Genomic DNA, 20,634 nt, shown 5'->3' with positions numbered 1-20,634 from the left:
ACTGTAGCACCCAAATGTTATTCTATCCAACTTTTAGCAATTTGCTACATTGGATTATTCTATAATTACCAGCGGTAGTGAGCAAATGCTTTATTAGCTTCTGCCATACGGTGTGTATCTTCACGCTTTTTAACTGCAGCACCAGTGTTGTTAGCTGCGTCTAAAATTTCGTTTGCTAAACGCTCTTCCATCGTTTTTTCTCCACGAAGACGAGCATAGCTTACTAACCAACGAAGTCCAAGTGTAGTACGTCTTTCTGGCTTTACTTCGATTGGCACTTGGTAGTTAGCACCACCAACACGACGAGCTTTAACCTCTAATACTGGCATGATATTCTTTAATGCTTGTTCAAAAACTTCTTGAGGGTCATTACCACTACGTTCTTGAACTAATTCAAATGCTTTATATAAAATCGTTTGAGCAACACCTCTCTTACCATCAATCATGATACGGTTGATCAAACGGGTAACAAGCTTAGAATTATAAATCGGATCAGGTAAAACATCTCTACGAGGTACAGGTCCTTTACGAGGCATCCGGGTCCCTCCTTTCAAAAATTCTTAATTTATTTTTAAATAGATGGTCATCATCTCTTGCTTATTTCTTTGGTCTCTTCGTACCATACTTAGAGCGCCCTTGCATACGGTTTTCAACACCAGCAGTATCTAAAGCTCCACGAACGATATGGTAACGTACCCCTGGTAAGTCCTTCACACGTCCACCACGAATCAAGACAACACTGTGCTCTTGAAGGTTGTGCCCAATACCAGGAATATATGCTGTTACTTCAATACCATTTGTTAAACGAACACGGGCATATTTACGTAATGCTGAGTTCGGTTTTTTAGGTGTCATCGTACCAACACGTGTACAAACACCACGCTTTTGTGGTGAGCTTAAGTCTGTTTGTACTTTCTTAAAGCTATTGTAACCTTTGTTTAATGCTGGTGAATCTGACTTTTGCGTCTTTGATTCACGACCTTTACGTACTAATTGGTTAATTGTAGGCATGATTTTCCTCCTTTCCTATCAACAATGTTTAAGTCCACTGGTCCAGGTGGTTCATAAATGTGTAAAAGGAAAGTTTTTGCCAACAGTAAGCCTGGTGGCAAAAACTTGTTTTTACTTTTTAATCGCAACAGTTGCTGCACTCACATCTATTCCACATGACTTTCCTAGCTTCTTCATAGAATCTACCTTTGTTAAAGGTACACCTTGTTTTTCTGCTAGTAATGTCACTTTTTGAAGAACTTTCGCATCGGCATCCTCTGCTACGATGACTTCTTTTACCTGCTTATCTTCCAGTGCTTTAATCGTTTGTTTCGTGCCAACGACTCTTTCCGTTGCCTGCACTACTTTTTCATAAGACATCTCTCAATCCTCCAAAGCATCAGGTTATTTGGCACACTTAGATATATTACCACCGTGACATAGCGGTGTCAACATTTTATGTGAAAAACTTTACCGTGTAATCGAACGTTCTGTTTAATCTTGAACGATTACTTCCTCTAATACGTCCTCTGTGCTTTCCTCTTGCGCAGGGTTTTTTGGTGCAATTTGTCGGTAACGTTGCATTCCTGTACCTGCTGGAACAAGCTTACCGATAATGACGTTTTCTTTCAACCCTACTAGCTCATCCTTCTTACCTTTGATCGCAGCATCTGTAAGGACACGAGTAGTCTCTTGGAAAGATGCAGCTGATAAGAATGAATCTGTTTCAAGGGACGCTTTCGTAATACCAAGAAGCACCGGTCTACCAGAAGCTGGCATTCCACCGCGAAGTAAAATATCACGGTTCGCTTCAATAAACTGATGAACCTCTACAAGAGAACCTGGTAACACATCAGTATCTCCAGCATCTACAACACGGATTTTACGAAGCATTTGTCGTACCATTACCTCTACGTGCTTGTCACCAATTTCTACCCCTTGCATACGGTATACTTTTTGAACTTCTCGAAGTAGGTATTCTTGAACTCCTTGTACCCCAGAGACAGTAAGCAATTCTTTAGGATCAATCGACCCTTCCGTCAACTCTTGACCTGGGCGAACTTCTTGACCAACTTCTACTTTTAGACGTGCTCCGTATGGCGGAGTGTAGCTTCTTGTTTCAATTGCACCTTGAACGACAATTTCTTTTTTATCGTTTACTTCTTTTATATCTGATACAGTACCTTCAATTTCAGAGATTACTGCTTGACCTTTCGGGTTACGTGCTTCGAATACCTCTTGGATACGAGGTAAACCTTGAGTGATATCATCACCTGCAACCCCTCCAGTATGGAAAGTACGCATCGTTAACTGTGTTCCAGGCTCACCAATTGATTGTGCAGCTATAATACCAACTGCTTCACCGACCTCTACCTCAGAACCAGTAGCGAGGTTTCGACCGTAACATGCTTTACATACACCGTGCTTCGTATCGCAAGTAAACGCTGAGCGAATCACGACTATTTCAATGCCTAAGTCTTCAATTGTCTTAGCCATATCTTCATTAATTTCTTCATTCCTTGCAATAAGAACTTCATTTGTTTCAGGGTGATATACCGTCTGGTGAACAACACGACCAACAAGGCGGTCATATAACGGTTCAATCACTTCATTACCTTCTTTGATTGCTGCTACTTCTAACCCTCTATCCGTACCGCAATCATCTTCTCGAACGATAACATCTTGGGCAACGTCCACTAGTCGACGAGTTAAGTAACCTGAGTCAGCAGTTTTCAATGCTGTATCAGCAAGTCCTTTACGAGCACCATGAGTAGAAATAAAGTACTCAAGAACTGTTAACCCTTCACGGAAACTTGATTTAATTGGAAGCTCGATAATTCGCCCAGATGGGTTAGCCATTAATCCACGCATACCAGCTAACTGAGTAAAGTTAGATGCGTTACCACGCGCACCAGAGTCACTCATCATAAAGATTGGGTTCAATTTATCTAGTGTTCCCATTAACTTTTCTTGAATGAGATCTTTAGAAGAACTCCATACTTCAATTACCTTATCGTATCTTTCTTCTTCGGTAATTAAACCACGGCGGTATTGTTTTAAAATACGTTCCACCTTAATCTCTGCTTCTTCAAGGATTTCTTTCTTTTCTTTTAATACTACGATGTCAGCTACCCCTACCGTTATCCCAGCTTTCGTGGAATAATGGAAACCAAGGTCCTTCATTTTGTCTAGCATGACTGACGTTTCAGAGATTTTAAATTTCTTAAAGACTTCTGCGATAATATCTCCTAAGAAACCTTTTTTGAATGGTAAAACAACATCTCGTTGCTTAAACTCTTCTTTTACATCTGTAGTCATTGGAACAATATATTTATCAGGTGTTTCGATAACTAAATTTTCGGTTGTTGGCTCATTCAAGTACGGGAATGTCTCAGGTAAAATTTCGTTAAAAATAATTTTACCAACAGAAGTCAACAATAGCTTACCGTAATGATCTTCTTTAAAGTTTGTTTTACTTAATGAAGACACTGGTATTGCAATACGTGAATGCAAGTGAACATATCCATTTTGGTATGCAGTTAACACTTCATTAGCATCCTTATAGACGTTCCCTTCACCAACAGCATTTTCTCTTTCAAGTGTTAAATAGTAATTCCCAAGTACCATATCTTGTGATGGTGTAACAACTGGCTTACCATCTTTCGGGTTCAAGATGTTTTGCGCAGCTAACATTAATAATCGAGATTCCGCTTGTGCTTCAGCAGACAATGGTACGTGAACGGCCATTTGGTCCCCGTCGAAGTCAGCGTTATATGCTGTACAAACGAGTGGGTGAAGTTTAATTGCACGACCTTCTACAAGCGTTGGTTCAAAAGCTTGAATACCTAGTCTGTGTAGTGTAGGTGCACGGTTAAGTAGGACAGGGTGTTCTCTAATTACTTCCTCTAATACGTCCCACACCTCTGGCTGTACTCGTTCCACTTTCCTTTTAGCACTTTTTATATTATGGGCTAATCCATTACTTACGAGCTCCTTCATCACGAAAGGTTTGAAAAGCTCTAACGCCATTTCCTTAGGTAGTCCGCATTGATACATCTTTAAGTGCGGTCCGACTACGATAACTGATCGACCTGAATAGTCAACACGCTTACCTAATAAGTTTTGACGGAATCTCCCTTGCTTACCTTTCAGCATGTGTGAAAGAGATTTTAACGGACGATTACCAGGACCTGTTACAGGTCTTCCACGACGACCGTTATCAATAAGCGCATCAACAGCTTCTTGAAGCATACGTTTTTCGTTTTGAACGATAATATTCGGCGCTCCAAGATCTAATAGACGCTTTAAACGATTATTTCGGTTGATCACTCGACGATATAAGTCATTTAGATCGGATGTTGCAAAGCGTCCACCATCCAACTGAACCATTGGTCTTAATTCAGGCGGTATGACAGGAAGTACATCAAGAATCATCCAATCAGGGTGATTTCCTGAATGACGAAATGCTTCTAGCACTTCTAATCGTTTAATTGCTCTCGTACGACGTTGACCTTGTGCTGTCAATAATTCTTCTTTTAACATATTAACTTCTTTATCTAAGTCAATATCCTGTAACAGCTTTCTAATAGCTTCAGCTCCCATTTGCGCTTTAAAGCCACGACCATACTTTTCACGGTATGTTCTATATTCCTTTTCAGATAAAAGCTGCTTTAACTCAAGTGGTGTATCACCAGTATCCGTAACTACGTAAGAAGCAAAGTAAATGACTTCTTCTAACGAACGAGGAGACATGTCTAAAACTAATCCCATTCGACTTGGAATACCTTTGAAATACCAAATATGAGAGACAGGGGCAGCTAACTCAATATGCCCCATGCGCTCACGACGAACTTTAGCTCGTGTTACTTCTACACCACAACGGTCACAAACGACACCTTTATATCGTACACGTTTATATTTTCCACAATGGCACTCCCAATCTTTTTGAGGGCCGAAGATTCGTTCACAGAACAAACCATCCTTTTCTGGTTTTAGTGTACGGTAATTGATCGTTTCTGGCTTTTTTACCTCTCCACGGGACCAGGAACGAATTTTATCTGGCGATGCGAGACCAATTTTCATATACTCAAAGTTATTTACATCTATCAAGGGGCTAACCTCCCTTTCAGCATTCATGTTCAGCTATTAACCGTTTGATTCGCTCGATTCCAAGTTTAAGTTCAATTTGTCATTTCCTTGCTCTTCCTCATCATCAAGCTCTAGCATTTCAATTTCTTCTTCATTACTTGAAAGCATTTTAACATCCATACCTAAACTTTGGAGCTCTTTAATAAGTACTTTAAATGACTCAGGAACACCAGGTTCTGGGACATTTTCGCCTTTGACAATCGCTTCGTACGTTTTAACACGACCAACAACATCATCAGATTTTACTGTTAAGATTTCTTGTAAAGTATAAGCTGCACCATAAGCTTCTAGTGCCCATACTTCCATCTCCCCAAAACGCTGTCCACCAAATTGCGCTTTACCACCTAACGGTTGTTGCGTTACAAGAGAGTATGGTCCTGTTGACCTTGCATGAAGCTTATCATCAACCATGTGAGCAAGCTTAATCATGTACATAATCCCAACAGAAACGCGGTTGTCGAATGGTTCTCCAGTACGACCATCATAAAGCACAGTTTTACCGTCTCGTGCCATACCAGCTTCTTCTAATGTTCCCCAAACATCCTCTTCTCGGGCTCCATCAAATACAGGACTTGCTACATGGATACCTAGGTTTCTTGCCGCCATACCTAAATGAAGCTCTAATACTTGACCGATATTCATACGCGATGGTACACCAAGAGGATTTAACATAATGTCGATAGGCGTGCCATCTGGTAAATAAGGCATATCCTCTTCTGGTAATATACGAGAAATAACCCCTTTATTACCGTGACGCCCTGCCATTTTATCCCCTTCGTGAATCTTTCTTTTTTGTACAATATATACGCGCACTAATTGGTTTACACCTGGTGGGAGTTCATCTCCGTCTTCTCTGTTAAATACTTTAACGTCTAAAACGATACCATCTCCACCGTGCGGTGCTCTTAATGAAGTATCACGTACTTCTCGAGCTTTTTCACCGAAAATCGCATGTAACAAGCGTTCCTCTGCTGTTAGCTCTGTAACCCCTTTTGGTGTTACTTTTCCTACTAGAATGTCGCCATCCTTCACTTCAGCACCAACTCTGATAATCCCTCTTTCATCAAGGTTTTTAAGAGCATCTTCCCCGACATTTGGAATATCACGAGTAATTTCTTCTGGTCCTAATTTTGTATCTCTAGCTTCAGACTCATATTCTTCAATATGAACAGAAGTATACACATCGTCTTTTACGAGACGTTCACTTAAGATGATTGCATCCTCATAGTTATAACCATCCCAAGTCATGAAACCAACCATGACGTTTCTTCCAAGCGCCATTTCTCCTAGCTCCATCGAAGGACCGTCAGCAAGTATTTCTCCGATTTCTACAAAGTTGCCTTCACTAACAATCGGACGTTGGTTGTAACAAGTACCTTGGTTAGAACGCTCGAACTTTTGAAGGTTATATCTAACTATATCCCCTTCAACTTCATTACCGTCTACTGTTTCGACTCGGCGAATCTCTACGTACTTTGCAGATACACGTTCCACTCGACCTCTTACTTTAGAAACAACAGCAGCACCAGAGTCTTTCGCAGATACATATTCCATCCCTGTTCCTACTAGTGGTGCTTCCGGCTTAAGTAGTGGCACAGCTTGACGTTGCATGTTCGCACCCATTAACGCACGGTTAGAGTCATCATTTTCTAAGAACGGAATACACGCTGTAGCTGCTGAGACAACTTGCTTTGGTGATACGTCCATGTAGTCAACTCTATCTCTAGATACGATAATGTTTTCACCACGGAAACGGCAAATGATATTTTCATCCATAAAAGCACCGTTTTCATCAAGCTTTGCGTTTGCTTGAGCAACAACGTAGTTGTCCTCTTCATCGGCTGTTAAATAATCGAATTGAGATGTTACTCTTCCAGTTTCATGGTCTACCTTTCTGTAAGGTGTTTCCATGAATCCAAATTCGTTTACTTTCGCAAAACTAGATAATGAGTTTATTAACCCAATGTTCGGTCCCTCAGGGGTTTCAATCGGGCACATACGTCCGTAGTGTGAGTAGTGAACGTCACGCACTTCAAAACCTGCACGTTCCCTCGTTAAACCACCTGGCCCTAGTGCTGATAACCTACGTTTGTGCGTCAACTCAGCAAGTGGATTTGTTTGATCCATAAATTGAGATAATTGGGATGAACCAAAGAACTCTTTAATGGAAGCAATCACTGGCCTAATATTTATTAACGCTTGTGGTGTAATGACGTTAGCATCTTGAATGGACATACGCTCTCGAACAACTCGTTCCATTCTAGATAAACCAATTCGGAATTGGTTTTGCAATAATTCACCAACAGAACGTAGTCGACGATTACCTAGATGATCAATGTCATCTGTGTTGCCGACACCATGTAATAGATTAAAGAAATAGTTAATAGATGCGATAATATCTGCAACTGTAATATTTTTCACAGCTTTTTCTACTACCCCGTTACCTAACACACGAATCGGTTGTTCATCAACACTTTCTGGGTTAGTTATTAAAATAGATTGTAATTCTACTTCATCTTCTTCTATTACTCCACCACGTAATGTATAGTGTTTAAATCCAACATTGTTTTCTAAGTACGGAATAAGTTTATCTAATAGTCGACGATCGATTACAGCGCCTTCTTCCGCAAGCACTTCACCTGTGTCTGGATCTACTAGTGTTTCTGCTAAACGCTGGTTAAATAAGCGATCTTTTATATGAAGCTTTTTATTCATTTTATAGCGTCCAACATTTGCTAAATCATACCTTTTAGGATCAAAAAAGCGAGATTCTAATAAGCTTTTAGCATTTTCAACTGTTGGTGGTTCACCAGGACGAAGTCGTTCATAGATTTCAAGTAAAGCTTTTTCACTATTATCTGTGTTATCCTTTTCGAGCGTATTACGTAAATATTCATCTTCACCTAATAGCTCAATAATCTCTTGATCAGTTCCAAAGCCAAGCGCACGTAAAAGAACGGTTACTGGGATTTTACGTGTACGATCAATACGAACATACACAATATCCTTTGCATCCGTTTCTAACTCCAACCACGCACCACGATTTGGGATAACAGTAGCAGTAAAACCTTTTTTACCGTTTTTATCCACTTTTTTATTGTAGTACACACTTGGAGAACGAACGAGCTGAGATACGATGACACGTTCAGCACCATTAATTACAAAAGTACCTGTGTCAGTCATTAATGGGAAATCCCCCATAAATACTTCTTGTTCCTTCACCTCACCCGTCTCTTTATTAATGAGACGAACTTTCACTCGAAGAGGTGCTGAATATGTTACGTCTCGTTCCTTCGACTCTTCCACTGAATATTTTGGTTCACCTAAACTGTAATCAATAAACTCAAGCACCAAATTACCAGTAAAGTCCTCAATTGGAGAGATATCTTGAAACATCTCGCGAATACCCTCATCAAGAAACCATTGATAAGAAGCCGTTTGGATTTCAATTAAGTTTGGAAGGTCCAATACTTCACTGATTCGGGCATAGCTTCTTCTCTGGCGGTGGCGTCCATACTGAACTAGTTGACCTGTCAACTGCTTCACCCCTCAAAACTAACGTTTTTATCTTCAAAAGGACGCATGAAATGCGTAACTCCTTTGATAGACATAATTTTTGATAAACATAAATATTTTTATATTAATATAGGATAGAAAATAAAAAAAAGGCGTGATAGCCTTAATTTTGTAAAGGCATAAAAGACGTTACTAGTTTGTCCAAAGTCACCCTTTTTTATACTCATCACCTATATTTTTAGCAAAATTGCCCATTTTTCACGTTTACATTCATACGCATTAAATAACAATATCATAGATAGAAATTAGAGTCAACATTTTTTTCCTCTAATTATATAATATCCCTTTGACTTTTTTATAACTTCCACATCAAAGCCTAAATCCTCTAGTTTAGCTATTGTCGAAGGTGCACCTTGCTTTTTTTGAATGACAATCCATATCTCACCATTTTTCACTAGCGCATTTGCAGCTTGTTCATATAGTTTAAACACGGTATTTTTCCCCGCACGGATTGGTGGATTCGTTATTATAGCCGAGTAATACTTACCTTCATGCCCTTCTAACAAATTACTTTGCATGACATGTAAATTTGTCACACCATTTAATTTCACATTTTCCTCTGTTAATTTCACGGCACGTTCATTGATATCTAGTGCAATAAAATCAATATTTGGGTTTCTTTTTGCTAATGAAATAGAAATGGGACCCCAACCGCAACCGACATCTACAATCGTCCCAACAACATTAGGCAATTCAAACGATTCTATGAGAAGTCTAGAACCAAAGTCTAAACCTGTCTTAGAAAAAATTCCTCTGTCAACATAGAAAGTGTACTGATCGTTTGTAATTGTTTCCGTTATTTTTTTTCGCTCACTTTTCACAGTCGGTTTCTCAGAATAATAATGATCTGACATTCAATAAACACCTTCTCATAAACAATCACAAACTTTTAATAGAAATAAACCTCTTATCATCATTACCACTATTTAAGTAGTCCATTCTAAATTTTTTTACTTTTTTAAAAATATAACCTTTTCGATTTTTAAATAAACACTTTTTCAGTAATAATGAGGCAAATTACTAAAAAACTCGCTTTGAATTCAAAGCGAGTTTTGGAGTCAAATCAACATTACTTAACTTCTACAGATGCGCCTGCTTCTTCAAGCTTCGCTTTCATTTCTTCAGCGTCTTCTTTAGATACGCCTTCTTTAACTGGTGCTGGAGCTCCATCAACTAGTGCTTTAGCATCTTTTAAGCCAAGACCAGTGATTTCACGTACCACTTTAATTACATTGATTTTAGATCCACCAGGAGATTCTAAGATTACATCAAATTCAGTTTTCTCTTCAGCAGCTTCAGCAGCACCGCCACCAGCTACAGCAACAGGAGCAGCAGCAGTTACGCCAAACTCTTCCTCGATTGCTTTTACAAGATCATTTAATTCTAAAACAGACATTTCTTTAATAGCTTCAATCATTTGCTCTTTAGTCATTTTATTTGTTCCTCCTATTAATTTAAAATTATTTTTATATCACGCATTTTGGTGCTAACGTAATTATGCACCTTGTTCTTCTTTTTGTTCTGCAACTGCTTTTGTTGCCAAAGCAAAGTTGCGGATTGGAGCTTGCATCACGCTGAGTAACATAGATAGTAACCCTTCGCGAGATGGAAGTTCTGCAATTGCTCTTACTTCATCAAGACTAACTACTTTCCCTTCGATAACACCAGCTTTAATTTCTAAAGCGTCGTGTTTCTTAGCGAAACCTGCTAATACTTTCGCCGGAGCAATAACGTCATCATTACTAAATGCAATCGCTGTTGGTCCAACTAAGTTTTCATCAAGCTCAGTAAGTCCAGCTTTTTCAGTCGCACGGCGTGCTAAAGTGTTTTTATATACTTTAAAGTCAACACCAGCTTCTCTAAGCTGCTTTCGAAGTTCAGTTACTTCAGAAACGTTTAGACCACGATAATCAACAACAATTGTCGATTGGCTCGCTTGTAATTTCTCTGCAATTTCGTCTACAACTTGCTTTTTCTTTTCAATCACTGCGCCCATTCTGACACCTCCTATATTATTGCTGTCATACCGTATGTTCGTAAACATTAGCGTTATATAAAGAATGCCTCCATGTAGACATGGAGGCATTAGTATTTAATCCTATCCTAAAATAGGCTTCATTACTTCACGCACCTCGGTAGGATAATTAAGCAAATAGCCCCTACTGTCTACGGTATGAAAATATTAATTTCACATTCAATAGTATATATATATGTTAACGAGAAGTCAACTTATTGATTAAAGTTTAACTGCGGAAACATTTACCTTAACACCAGGACCCATTGTAGAAGCAATGGCTACATTACGCATGTATGTCCCTTTTGATGATGCAGGCTTAGCTTTTAGTAAAGTTTCAATAATTGTCGTTAAGTTTTCAGCTAGTTTTTCATCACTGAAAGAAACTTTCCCGATCGGCACATGAATGTTACCTGTTTTATCAACACGATACTCTACCTTACCAGCTTTAATTTCATTTACCGCTTTTGTTACATCAAAAGTAACAGTTCCAGTTTTAGGGTTTGGCATAAGGCCTTTCGGTCCTAATACACGCCCTAACTTACCTACTTGAGCCATCATGTCAGGAGTAGCAACGACTACATCAAAGTCAAACCAACCTTGGTTAACTTTATTAATTAAGTCATCTTCTCCTACAAAATCTGCTCCTGCAGCTTCTGCTTCTTTTGCTTTATCACCTTTCGCAAAAACTAGCACGCGTTGTGTTTTACCTGTACCATTTGGTAAAACTACCGCTCCACGGATTTGTTGATCCGCTTTTTTAGGGTCAACCCCTAAACGTGCTGCTAGCTCAACAGTTTCATCAAATTTAGCAGTTGCTGTTTTCTTTACTAATTCTACAGCTTCTTGTATTTCATATACTCTTTCGCGATCAACTAATTTAATCGCGTCTTCGTACTTTTTACCTTTCTTAGCCATGTTCTTTCCTCCTCAATTGTGGTTTTAGCGGTTATACCTCCCACTAATAAAGGTTGCGAACCTGTCAATGATAGGCAGGACTCAAGTCCTTTACTCGCAACCTCTTGTACGTTCATGGGTTCAATTAGTCTTCAATAACAATTCCCATGCTACGGGCAGTACCTTCAACCATACGCATCGCTGCTTCTACATCAGCAGCATTTAGGTCAGGCATTTTTGTTTCAGCGATCTCGCGCACTTTATCACGCTTCAGTGTAGCAACCTTTTTTGTGTTAGGTTCACCTGATGCTGTTTCAATTCCAGCTGCTTTCTTTAAAAGAACTGCTGCAGGTGGAGTTTTTGTGATAAATGTAAATGAACGGTCTTCAAATACCGTAATCTCTACTGGAATAATTAATCCCGCTTGTTCTTGTGTACGAGCATTAAACTCTTTACAGAATCCCATAATGTTTACACCAGCTTGACCTAATGCAGGTCCAACAGGTGGTGCTGGGTTCGCTTTACCAGCTGGAATTTGTAACTTAACTACTTTAATGACCTTTTTAGCCACGCGACACACCTCCTTAAGTCCGTGATGTGGTAAACCGAGCTTTATATTTGCTCTCCCACTCATATACCTGCATATTTTGCAGGAAAAAACGTGAACGGATGTTCACGTTCATAAACAACATTAAGATTTTATCACTTCAAACATGAGATAGCAAGTAAATTTATAATTTTTCTACTTGAGTAAAGTCTAGTTCCACAGGAGTTTCGCGTCCAAACATGTTTACATGCACCTTAAGCTTCTGTTTGTCAGCATGTATATCTTCAACCGTCCCAATGAAATTAGCGAATGGTCCTTCTTTGACTTTGACAGATTCTTTCAATTCAAAATCAATATCTGCTTTCGGTTCTTCTACACCCATTTGACGAAGGATGCCTTCCACTTCCTCCGGTAATAAAGGAGTAGGCTTTGAACCTGCACCTGCTGATCCAACAAATCCTGTAACACCAGGTGTGTTTCTAACTACATACCAAGAATCATCTGTCATAATCATTTCCACAATGACATATCCTGGAAAAACTTTTTTTGTTACTTGCTTACTTTTACCATTTTTCACTTCTGTTTCTTCTTCAACTGGAACAAGTACACGAAAGATCTTGTCTGACATGTCCATTGATTCCAAACGTTTTTCCAAATTTGTCTTCACTTTATTCTCATATCCTGAATATGTGTGAACGACGTACCAATTCTTTTCCATTACAATCGGGACAAGTTGTCCTTCCCTCCTCTAGCAAAACCTATTTTCTACACAAAAATTAATTTAAGATTGCGCGAATTAATTCAGAAATACCAAAATCTGTTATAGCAAAGTATACAGCTACGAACGCGACCGTTGCAATTACAACACCTGTATATCTCACTAATTCTTTTCGTTTAGGCCATGATACACGCTTCATTTCAGTAGAAACGTCTTTTAAAAACTTAGTTGCGCCCACGAACGCCACCCCCGACTCTCATATTTGTTTTTACTTTGTTTCAACATGCATTGTATGAATACCGCAAGTTTTACAATATTTGTTTATTTGAAGACGGTTTGTCCGCTCTTGCTCTGTTTTATTCGTTGTATAATTTCTTGACTTGCAAATATCACAAGCCAATACTATTTTTTGCGACATCGCCTTAACTCCTTTTTGCTTACGATGTTATCATACACACTGTTAAAACTTATCACAGGGACAAGCTTTAGTCAATCTCTCCTAGCACTCTTCATTGTCGACTAATTTTTATCATTTCATAAGTAAAATTTATTAAAATATAAGAAAAACGTAATAACAGCTTCACGAAGCTGCTATTAACGTCTTTCTTTAAAGTGTTTGAATTTCGCCGTATCTCTTAAAGTGCTAGTGATTGCTCTTCTCGAAAGTGCACTTGGCGGAAAAATTTAATTTCCAAGTTTTATAGCTTTACACCTTTGAGTTCTACATATCTTTCGAGCTTTCTTTTCACCCTTTGAAGTGCATTGTCAATTGATTTCACGTGCCTTTTTAAATCTACAGAGATTTCTTGGTAACTTCGTCCATCTAAGTATTGCATGAGTACCTTCCGCTCAAGGTCACTCAATATTTCACTCATTTTTAATTCAATATCATCAAATTCTTCCCTATTTATTAACAATTCTTCTGGATCGCTTATTTTAGAGCCAACAATAACATCAAGAAGGGTTCGATCTGACTCTTCATCATATATCGGCTTATCTAATGAAACGTAAGAATTTAACGGGATATGCTTTTGTCTTGTTGCTGTTTTGATCGCGGTAATAATCTGTCTAGTAATACAGAGCTCCGCAAACGCTTTAAAAGAAGAAAGCTTGTCTCCTTTAAAGTCACGAATTGCTTTGTATAACCCAATCATTCCTTCTTGGACGATATCCTCATGATCAGCTCCAATTAAAAAGTAGGACCTTGCTTTTGCCCTCACGAAATTTTTGTACTTATTGATTAAGTACTCTAATGCAGAGCTATCTCCTTCGCGCACGTATTCCACGAGGCTTTCGTCTTCTATTTCATCATAATTGGCTTGCAGTCCATTCTCGATGATATTTAAAGCCACCGCGATCCCTCCGCCCAATCTTATTTTGTTTAAAAAAGTATTATTTTGGATATATTACGACCTTTTTAAACAAAAAGAATTGTCTAAATATAGAAATAGTATACAGGAAAAAAAACAAAAGCGTCAAGGTTCTCACTTCTCACCTCGACGCCATTTTTCAAATAACTCTGCCATCTCGTCTGTTATTGGCAGCTTTGTTTTTGCTCTTTTTTGTTTCCGTTTCTCAACTTCTTTTTCAATTCCTTTTTCAATTGAAAGTACTTCAGTTCTCAACTCTCTTGCAGACTTCCTAAAAGCACCGCTCGCAAAAATAACTCGTTGTTCAACAAAGTCAGAAGTTGCCACATAAATTTGTGTATCTACTCTTTTTAATTCTTTAACTAACTTTTCTATCCGCTCATCAGCCGTTTCTTTCTCACGTGTATAAATAATATTGATGCGATAGTTCTGATATTTTTTGCCAAGACCAGGTACCATATGCGCATCGAAAATCACTGTGACCTCTATTCCCGTATATGCTTGGTACTCGGCCATGTGCTCAATCAGTTTATCTCGAGCTCCTTCTAAATCTGTTAATTGAAGGTCTTTTAACTCTGGCCAATCACCAATCATATTATAGCCATCCACTAATAAAACGCGTCTCATGCTACTTCAAACCTTGCGGAAATCTTCGTCTATATACTTCGTACATGAGTAGACTAGCCGCTACTGACGCATTTAATGACGTTACTTTGCCAGCTAATGGAATTTGCACTAGGAAATCACACTTTTCTTTCACTAATCGGCTTATCCCTCTTCCTTCACTACCGATTACTAAAACGACTGGCATGTCCAAGTCAACCTCTCGATAATCTTGCTCTCCTTTAGCATCGGTACCGACAAACCAAAGGCCTTCTTTTTTTAATTCGTCCATTGTTCTTGCTAAGTTCGTTACTCTAGTTACAGGTACATGCTCTATTGCACCTGCAGATGCTTTAGCTACAGTGTATGTTAAGCCAACTGATCTCCTTTTCGGAACAATAATTCCATGGGCACCAACGGCATCGGCAGTCCTTAAAATGGAACCTAAGTTGTGCGGATCTTCTAGCTCGTCCAAAAGCAAGAAAAATGGTTGCTCGTTTTTTTGTCTTGCTCTTTCAAACAATACATCGATTTCCTGAAATTCATATGCTGCCACCTGAGCAATAACCCCTTGATGCTGTTGATCTTTAGGAACCATTTGGTCTAATTTTTTCTTAGGAACAATTTGTGTGTTTATTTTCTTCTCTTTTGATAATTCCAGTACTTGAATCATCGGCCCTCGAAGCGATCCTTCCGCAATCCAAATTTTATTGATTGGACGCTTTCCTCTCAGTGCTTCTAAGACGGGATTTTTTCCAAAAATGTATTCTAACTCCTGACTCATCCTTCTCCCTCCTTTCCTTCTACAATGTGAAATGCTTGTCCAATAAGCTCATCTAAACGCGCTAGCTTATTTGTCAAATACAGAAAACCGATCAGCGCTTCAAATGCAGTACTATAACGATACGTTGCATGATCTGTATTTTTCGGCACTGTTCCAGATTTTGCATTACGCCCTCGTAACGCTACACTCTTTTCCTCATCTGTTAACAAATTTTTCTCAAAGAAAGTGTGTAGCACCTTTGCTTGCGCCTTTGCTGATACATATTTTGTTCCCTCGCGGTGAAGCTTATTCGGTCTAACCTGACCTTTCGCTATTAAGCGGTACCGGACATAAGTCTCCAGTACCGCATCTCCCATGTATGCAAGCGCTAATGCATTAATTTGTTCGGGCTCTGTAACGATGTCATTTAATTTCACGATTCGTCACGCCCTTTTCCATCTTGTTCCTTGAGGTGTATCTTCAAGGATAATGTTTTGCTCTTTTAATAAGTCACGTATTTCATCTGCTCTAGCAAAGTTACGGTTTTTTCTTGCATCTATTCTTTCTTGTATTAAAACTTCTATTTCTTCATCAAGAATTTCTTCTTTTTTATTTAACGTTAATCCTAAAACATAGGACATATCATCAAGCTGCTTTATAAAATACTCAAGTACTCGTTTATTCGTATGGTCTTCCCTTAAATAAAGGTTACCGAGCTTAATTAAGTCAAACATTGCCGCTACCGCATTGGCACTATTAAAATCATCATCCATCGCTTCTAAAAAGCGTGTATGAATAACCCCCATATCCTTCGTCCACTTTTCTACATCTTCTCCTAAATTGGCTGTTTCACTTAAACGATGTTTTACATTTAAATAAGTCGTTTTTATACGCTCTAATCCGCTTTTCGCACTAGTTAATTGCTCATCGCTAAAATTAATTGGACTTCTATAATGTGCATTGACGATAAAAAAGCGAACAACTTCCGGGTCATATTTTTTTATAATGTCATGGACGAGTATAAAGTTGCCTAGTGATTTAGACATCTTTTCGTTATCAATGTTAATATAGCCATTATGAATCCAATAATTAGCCATTTTCTTTCCATTTAAGCTTTCTGATTGGGCAATTTCGTTTTCATGGTGTGGGAAAGACAAGTCTTGACCACCCGCATGGATGTCGATCGTATCCCCCAAATATTTTTTTACCATGGCAGAGCATTCAATATGCCACCCAGGTCGCCCGTTCCCCCATGGACTATCCCAATATATTTCTCCTTCTTTTGCACTTTTCCAAAGTACAAAGTCAAGCGGATCCTCTTTTTTATCACCAACTTCAATACGCGATCCTAATTTCAAGTCATCAATAGATTGGTGAGAGAGCTTTCCATATCCATCAAATTTCCTCGTACGAAAGTAAACATCACCCTGCGATTCATATGCATAGCCTTTCTCTATAAGACGTGCAATAAAATCAATAATTTCAGGCATCGTTTCTGTCACTCGTGGATGCTTATCTGCTTTTTGCACACCTAATGCTGCTGTATCTTCAAAATATGCTTCAATAAACCTTTCAGCAATAGTCGGTACATCTTCTCCCATTTCCTCAGCAGCTTTAATGATTTTATCATCAACATCTGTAAAATTAGAGATATATTGCACTTCGTATCCTCTGTACTGAAGGTACCTTCTAACCATATCAAATACGACAGCTGGCCTTGCATTACCGATATGAATGTAATTATATACTGTAGGACCACATACATACATGCTTACTTTACCTTCCTCTATCGGCTGAAAAGGTTCTACTTTACGACTTAATGTATTATAAACTTGAATAGTCATCTTCAATCCTCCTAATACGTTCTTCTCTAGTTGACTTTTTCTCTTTTTAGCTCGGTTAACTCTTTTTTCAATTCAAGAATTTCTACTTCCAACTCTTTAAACTTATCTGAAATTGGATCTGGTAAGTTAATGTGATCTAAGTCGTGACTAACTTTAACGCCATCCTGTATCACTACTCTTCCTGGAATACCTACAACTGTTGAATTAGGTGGCACTTCTTTTAGCACGACCGCTCCAGCTCCAATCCTTGCTCCTTTTCCAATTCTCATAGAACCTAACACTTTAGCACCTGTTGCAATAAGTACATCATCCTCTAATGTCGGGTGGCGCTTCCCTTTTTCCTTTCCTGTACCACCTAACGTTACTCCTTGAAAAATAGTAACGTTGTCCCCAATTTCACAAGTTTCCCCTATGACAACACCCATGCCATGATCTATAAACAAGCGTTGGCCAATTTTAGCACCCGGATGAATTTCAATACCTGTAATAAATCGACTTACTTGTGAAATAAACCTAGCAATAAAATACAACCTTTTTTTCCATAACCAATGTGCAAATCGATGATTCCATATAGCGTGAACACCAGAATAATTAATGAAAACTTCTAACCTATTTCGTGCAGCTGGATCCCTTTCTAATACAACGTCTATATCATTCTTTAATGTTTTAAACATGTTGCCCCCCCTTCCAATTTGAAAAGAGTATTAATACTGATTTATTACAGTTTTAAACCCTTTCCAATAAAACCAAACCGGCCTTGATGGTAGTAATTTTTCTATTCCCGTTCTTTTTTACTAAAAACTTTGTTGAAGTGATAATGCCCCCAGAAAGAGACTATCCATTTCTACAGCAAGGTTTTTCATAGACAAGAAAAAAAGCGTCACTGTGCCGTATAGACACAGAGACGCTTTCACGTGGTTCCACCCTGCTTGAGCAAATATGTTTGCTCCACTCTAGGAATGTAACGTTTCCTAAACGCCCTAGCATACTAAATATTCTGCAAGGGTCTCAAAGGTGCATTTCGAAATTCTTCTCCTTAAGCTGCTCTCAGCCATGACAGCTCTCTCTAAAAAGGAAAACAAATCTCTACTTTTCCTTATCAACGATTTCTTAATGTATTTTATTTTAGGTTATGCTAAACTTTTTTGTTTATTTTTGCTTCAGGATGCTCGCTAGCCGCAGACCCTCGCACCTTACGTGGCTATCCACACTAGCCTATAGCAGAGCTTAATTTTTGAATCAATTTCATAATTATAGCCCATTACAAGACAAGTGTTTAAAAGCATGACAAGAGGAGTACTTCCCCAAAATGTCGAATTCAGTAGCAGCATAATTATGACGTTTTGTTCAAAGTATTGTTGATTGAAACGAAAGGATACGAGACGCCTGCGGGAAAAGCAAGAGCTGAAGATCCATCGGGGTGAGGTTCCCCGATTAGCTGAAGCCTTGCCCGCGGCAAGCGAGTAGCCTGAAGTGAAAATCAACACTAAAGTTAAATTTACAAGAAATTTTTTAATAAGATGTTTTTTTTGAAAGTGAATGATAAATTGATTCATTTATTAAAAAATTACGTTTTATTTGCTCTTTGAACGCTACAAATAGCATCGATAAAACATATTTACTTAATGATACTCGTTATTCTTGAAATTACTTTTTCTTTTCCTAATAGTACAATTGCCTTTGGCAAATCCGGGCCGTGCGTTTGACCTGTAGTAGCTACACGAATTGGCATAAATAACTTTTTCCCTTTATGACCAGTTTCCTTTTGCACTTCTTTCATCGCCTTTTTAATGGCTTCTGCAGAAAACTCATTTAGAAGTGTTAACTTTTCTTTAAAAGCTTGAAGAACCTCATTCACTTGCTCTTCTTCTAACACTTCTGTTGCTTCTTCATTATAATCGATTTCTTCCTTAAAGAACAACTCCGTTAACTCCACAATTTCAGCACCATAGCTCATTTTTTCTTGATGAAGTGCTATAAGTTCATAAGCCCATTGTCTTTCCTCGCCATCTAAGTCCTCTGGCAATCTACCGGCATGTATTAAATGTGGCAGTGAAACCTCCACTACTTTGTCAATGTCTGCTTCTTTCATATACTGATTGTTCATCCAAGCTAGCTTTTTCGTATCGAAAACTGCAGGTGCTTTAATTACCCGCTCTAAGCTAAATTGATTTACTAACTGGTCCTTCGTTAAAATTTCTTCTTCTCCTCCTGGAGACCATCCTAATAGAGCAATAAAGTTCACTATCGCTTCTGGTAAATATCCTAAATCTCGATATTGTTCTACAAACTGAATAATAGACTCATCGCGCTTACTCATTTTTTTATGATCTTCGTTAAGAATGAGTGAAGCATGAGCAAAGCGAGGAGTTTCCCAACCTAATGCTTCATATAATAGTACTTGTCTCGGTGAATTAGATAAGTGTTCTTCACCTCTAATGACATGACTAATTTCCATCAAATAGTCATCAATAACGACGGCAAAGTTATAAGTTGGAATGCCATCCTTTCTAGCAATAACAAAGTCACCAATACCGTCGGAGTCAAAAGTAACGTTCCCGCGAACGATATCGTCAACGACAATCGTTTTATTTTCAGGCACTAAAAATCGAACTACTGGCTTGCGACCTTCTTGTTCATAAGCATTCCTTTGTTCTGCTGTTAAGTGCCGATCTCTTCCACTATATTTTGGTGTCTCGCCGCGACCACGTTGTTCTTCTCGTTCTGCCTCTAACTCCTCTTCAGTCATATAGCAGTAATACGCTTTTCCTTCTTCAATAAGCTGATCAATATATTTCTTATAAATATCGATACGCTCCATGCTTTTATAAGGGGCATGTGGCCCACCAATATCTACACTTTCGTCCCATTCTATCCCTAGCCATTTAAGACTGTTTAACAGTTTTTCCGTAGCAGTATCTACGTTTCTTGCCTGATCTGTATCCTCTATTCTAACAATGAACTTTCCATTTTGATTTCTTGCAAATAAATAGTTAAATAAAGCGGATCGTGCCCCTCCGATGTGTAAATGACCAGTCGGACTTGGAGCAAATCTCACACGTACTTGTTGAGTCATATTATGACACCTTCCAATCTTTTGTTCTTCTTTATATTCTCTTTGTTGATCATATATTAACATTTTGTCGCTACATTGCGTCAAGCT

Annotated in this window: 20 protein-coding genes and 2 other annotated features; all 20 genes read right to left on the bottom strand. The window is 38.6% G+C overall.

Annotated elements, in window-relative coordinates:
• Positions 1–65: 65 nt before the first annotated feature.
• On the bottom strand, positions 66–536 hold the full coding sequence (gene rpsG, locus BCELL_RS00670) for a 30S ribosomal protein S7 (RefSeq protein ID WP_013486746.1): 471 nt from the start codon (positions 534–536) through the stop codon (positions 66–68).
• 61 nt (positions 537–597) lie between these two features.
• Positions 598–1,011: a 30S ribosomal protein S12 gene (gene rpsL, locus BCELL_RS00665; RefSeq protein WP_013486745.1), complete on the bottom strand. Its 414-nt coding sequence runs from the start codon at positions 1,009–1,011 to the stop codon at positions 598–600.
• Between the two features lie 111 nt (positions 1,012–1,122).
• Entirely contained in the window at positions 1,123–1,371 is a 249-nt protein-coding gene (locus tag BCELL_RS00660; protein ID WP_013486744.1) for a 50S ribosomal protein L7ae-like protein, read from the bottom strand.
• Between the two features lie 114 nt (positions 1,372–1,485).
• Positions 1,486–5,100, bottom strand: coding sequence for a DNA-directed RNA polymerase subunit beta' (gene rpoC, locus BCELL_RS00655; protein WP_013486743.1), 3,615 nt, complete (start codon positions 5,098–5,100; stop codon positions 1,486–1,488).
• Positions 5,101–5,136: 36 nt separating this feature from the next.
• The gene (gene rpoB / locus BCELL_RS00650; protein ID WP_013486742.1) at positions 5,137–8,676 is read right to left on the bottom strand and encodes a DNA-directed RNA polymerase subunit beta; all 3,540 of its coding nucleotides are present in this window, start codon (positions 8,674–8,676) and stop codon (positions 5,137–5,139) included.
• Positions 8,677–8,966: 290 nt separating this feature from the next.
• Positions 8,967–9,569, bottom strand: a complete 603-nt coding sequence (locus tag BCELL_RS00645; protein ID WP_013486741.1) for a class I SAM-dependent methyltransferase — start codon at positions 9,567–9,569, stop codon at positions 8,967–8,969.
• 215 nt (positions 9,570–9,784) lie between these two features.
• The gene (gene rplL / locus BCELL_RS00640; protein WP_013486740.1) at positions 9,785–10,147 is read right to left on the bottom strand and encodes a 50S ribosomal protein L7/L12; all 363 of its coding nucleotides are present in this window, start codon (positions 10,145–10,147) and stop codon (positions 9,785–9,787) included.
• A 63-nt stretch (positions 10,148–10,210) separates the two neighbouring features.
• Positions 10,211–10,711, bottom strand: coding sequence for a 50S ribosomal protein L10 (rplJ, locus tag BCELL_RS00635; RefSeq protein WP_013486739.1), 501 nt, complete (start codon positions 10,709–10,711; stop codon positions 10,211–10,213).
• A 51-nt stretch (positions 10,712–10,762) separates the two neighbouring features.
• Positions 10,763–10,905 (bottom strand) — a sequence feature (ribosomal protein L10 leader region).
• A 46-nt stretch (positions 10,906–10,951) separates the two neighbouring features.
• Positions 10,952–11,647 carry a 50S ribosomal protein L1 gene (gene rplA, locus BCELL_RS00630; protein ID WP_013486738.1) on the bottom strand — a complete coding sequence of 232 codons (696 nt, stop codon included), beginning with the start codon at positions 11,645–11,647 and terminating at the stop codon, positions 10,952–10,954.
• A gap of 124 nt (positions 11,648–11,771) precedes the next feature.
• Entirely contained in the window at positions 11,772–12,197 is a 426-nt protein-coding gene (gene rplK / locus BCELL_RS00625; RefSeq protein WP_013486737.1) for a 50S ribosomal protein L11, read from the bottom strand.
• Between the two features lie 160 nt (positions 12,198–12,357).
• Entirely contained in the window at positions 12,358–12,891 is a 534-nt protein-coding gene (gene nusG / locus BCELL_RS00620) for a transcription termination/antitermination protein NusG (protein WP_013486736.1), read from the bottom strand.
• Between the two features lie 58 nt (positions 12,892–12,949).
• The gene (secE, locus tag BCELL_RS00615) at positions 12,950–13,090 is read right to left on the bottom strand and encodes a preprotein translocase subunit SecE (protein ID WP_049786667.1); all 141 of its coding nucleotides are present in this window, start codon (positions 13,088–13,090) and stop codon (positions 12,950–12,952) included.
• A 69-nt stretch (positions 13,091–13,159) separates the two neighbouring features.
• Positions 13,160–13,309: a 50S ribosomal protein L33 gene (gene rpmG, locus BCELL_RS21910; RefSeq protein WP_013486734.1), complete on the bottom strand. Its 150-nt coding sequence runs from the start codon at positions 13,307–13,309 to the stop codon at positions 13,160–13,162.
• Between the two features lie 280 nt (positions 13,310–13,589).
• Positions 13,590–14,243 carry an RNA polymerase sporulation sigma factor SigH gene (gene sigH / locus BCELL_RS00610; RefSeq protein WP_013486733.1) on the bottom strand — a complete coding sequence of 218 codons (654 nt, stop codon included), beginning with the start codon at positions 14,241–14,243 and terminating at the stop codon, positions 13,590–13,592.
• A 132-nt stretch (positions 14,244–14,375) separates the two neighbouring features.
• Positions 14,376–14,888: an NYN domain-containing protein gene (locus BCELL_RS00605; RefSeq protein WP_013486732.1), complete on the bottom strand. Its 513-nt coding sequence runs from the start codon at positions 14,886–14,888 to the stop codon at positions 14,376–14,378.
• 1 nt (position 14,889) lies between these two features.
• On the bottom strand, positions 14,890–15,648 hold the full coding sequence (gene rlmB / locus BCELL_RS00600; protein ID WP_013486731.1) for a 23S rRNA (guanosine(2251)-2'-O)-methyltransferase RlmB: 759 nt from the start codon (positions 15,646–15,648) through the stop codon (positions 14,890–14,892).
• Complete coding sequence (locus BCELL_RS00595) at positions 15,645–16,064, bottom strand: Mini-ribonuclease 3 (protein WP_013486730.1); 420 nt, start codon at positions 16,062–16,064, stop codon at positions 15,645–15,647. Before BCELL_RS00595 ends, rlmB begins: the two co-directional genes overlap by 4 nt.
• Before the next feature lie 6 nt (positions 16,065–16,070).
• A complete protein-coding gene (gene cysS, locus BCELL_RS00590) occupies positions 16,071–17,471 on the bottom strand; it encodes a cysteine--tRNA ligase (protein WP_013486729.1) in 1,401 nt (466 codons plus the stop codon).
• A gap of 26 nt (positions 17,472–17,497) precedes the next feature.
• Positions 17,498–18,145 (bottom strand): serine O-acetyltransferase, encoded by a 648-nt coding sequence (gene cysE, locus BCELL_RS00585; RefSeq protein WP_013486728.1) that lies wholly within the window; start codon positions 18,143–18,145, stop codon positions 17,498–17,500.
• A 223-nt stretch (positions 18,146–18,368) separates the two neighbouring features.
• Positions 18,369–18,583 (bottom strand) — a binding site (T-box leader).
• A gap of 506 nt (positions 18,584–19,089) precedes the next feature.
• Positions 19,090–20,547 (bottom strand): glutamate--tRNA ligase, encoded by a 1,458-nt coding sequence (gene gltX, locus BCELL_RS00580; protein WP_013486727.1) that lies wholly within the window; start codon positions 20,545–20,547, stop codon positions 19,090–19,092.
• Positions 20,548–20,634 lie beyond the last annotated feature (87 nt).

Origin of the sequence: Evansella cellulosilytica DSM 2522, from assembly GCF_000177235.2 — a bacterium.
Taxonomy (GTDB): domain Bacteria; phylum Bacillota; class Bacilli; order Bacillales; family Salisediminibacteriaceae; genus Evansella; species Evansella cellulosilytica.
This window is presented reverse-complemented; position numbering and strand designations above follow the sequence as displayed.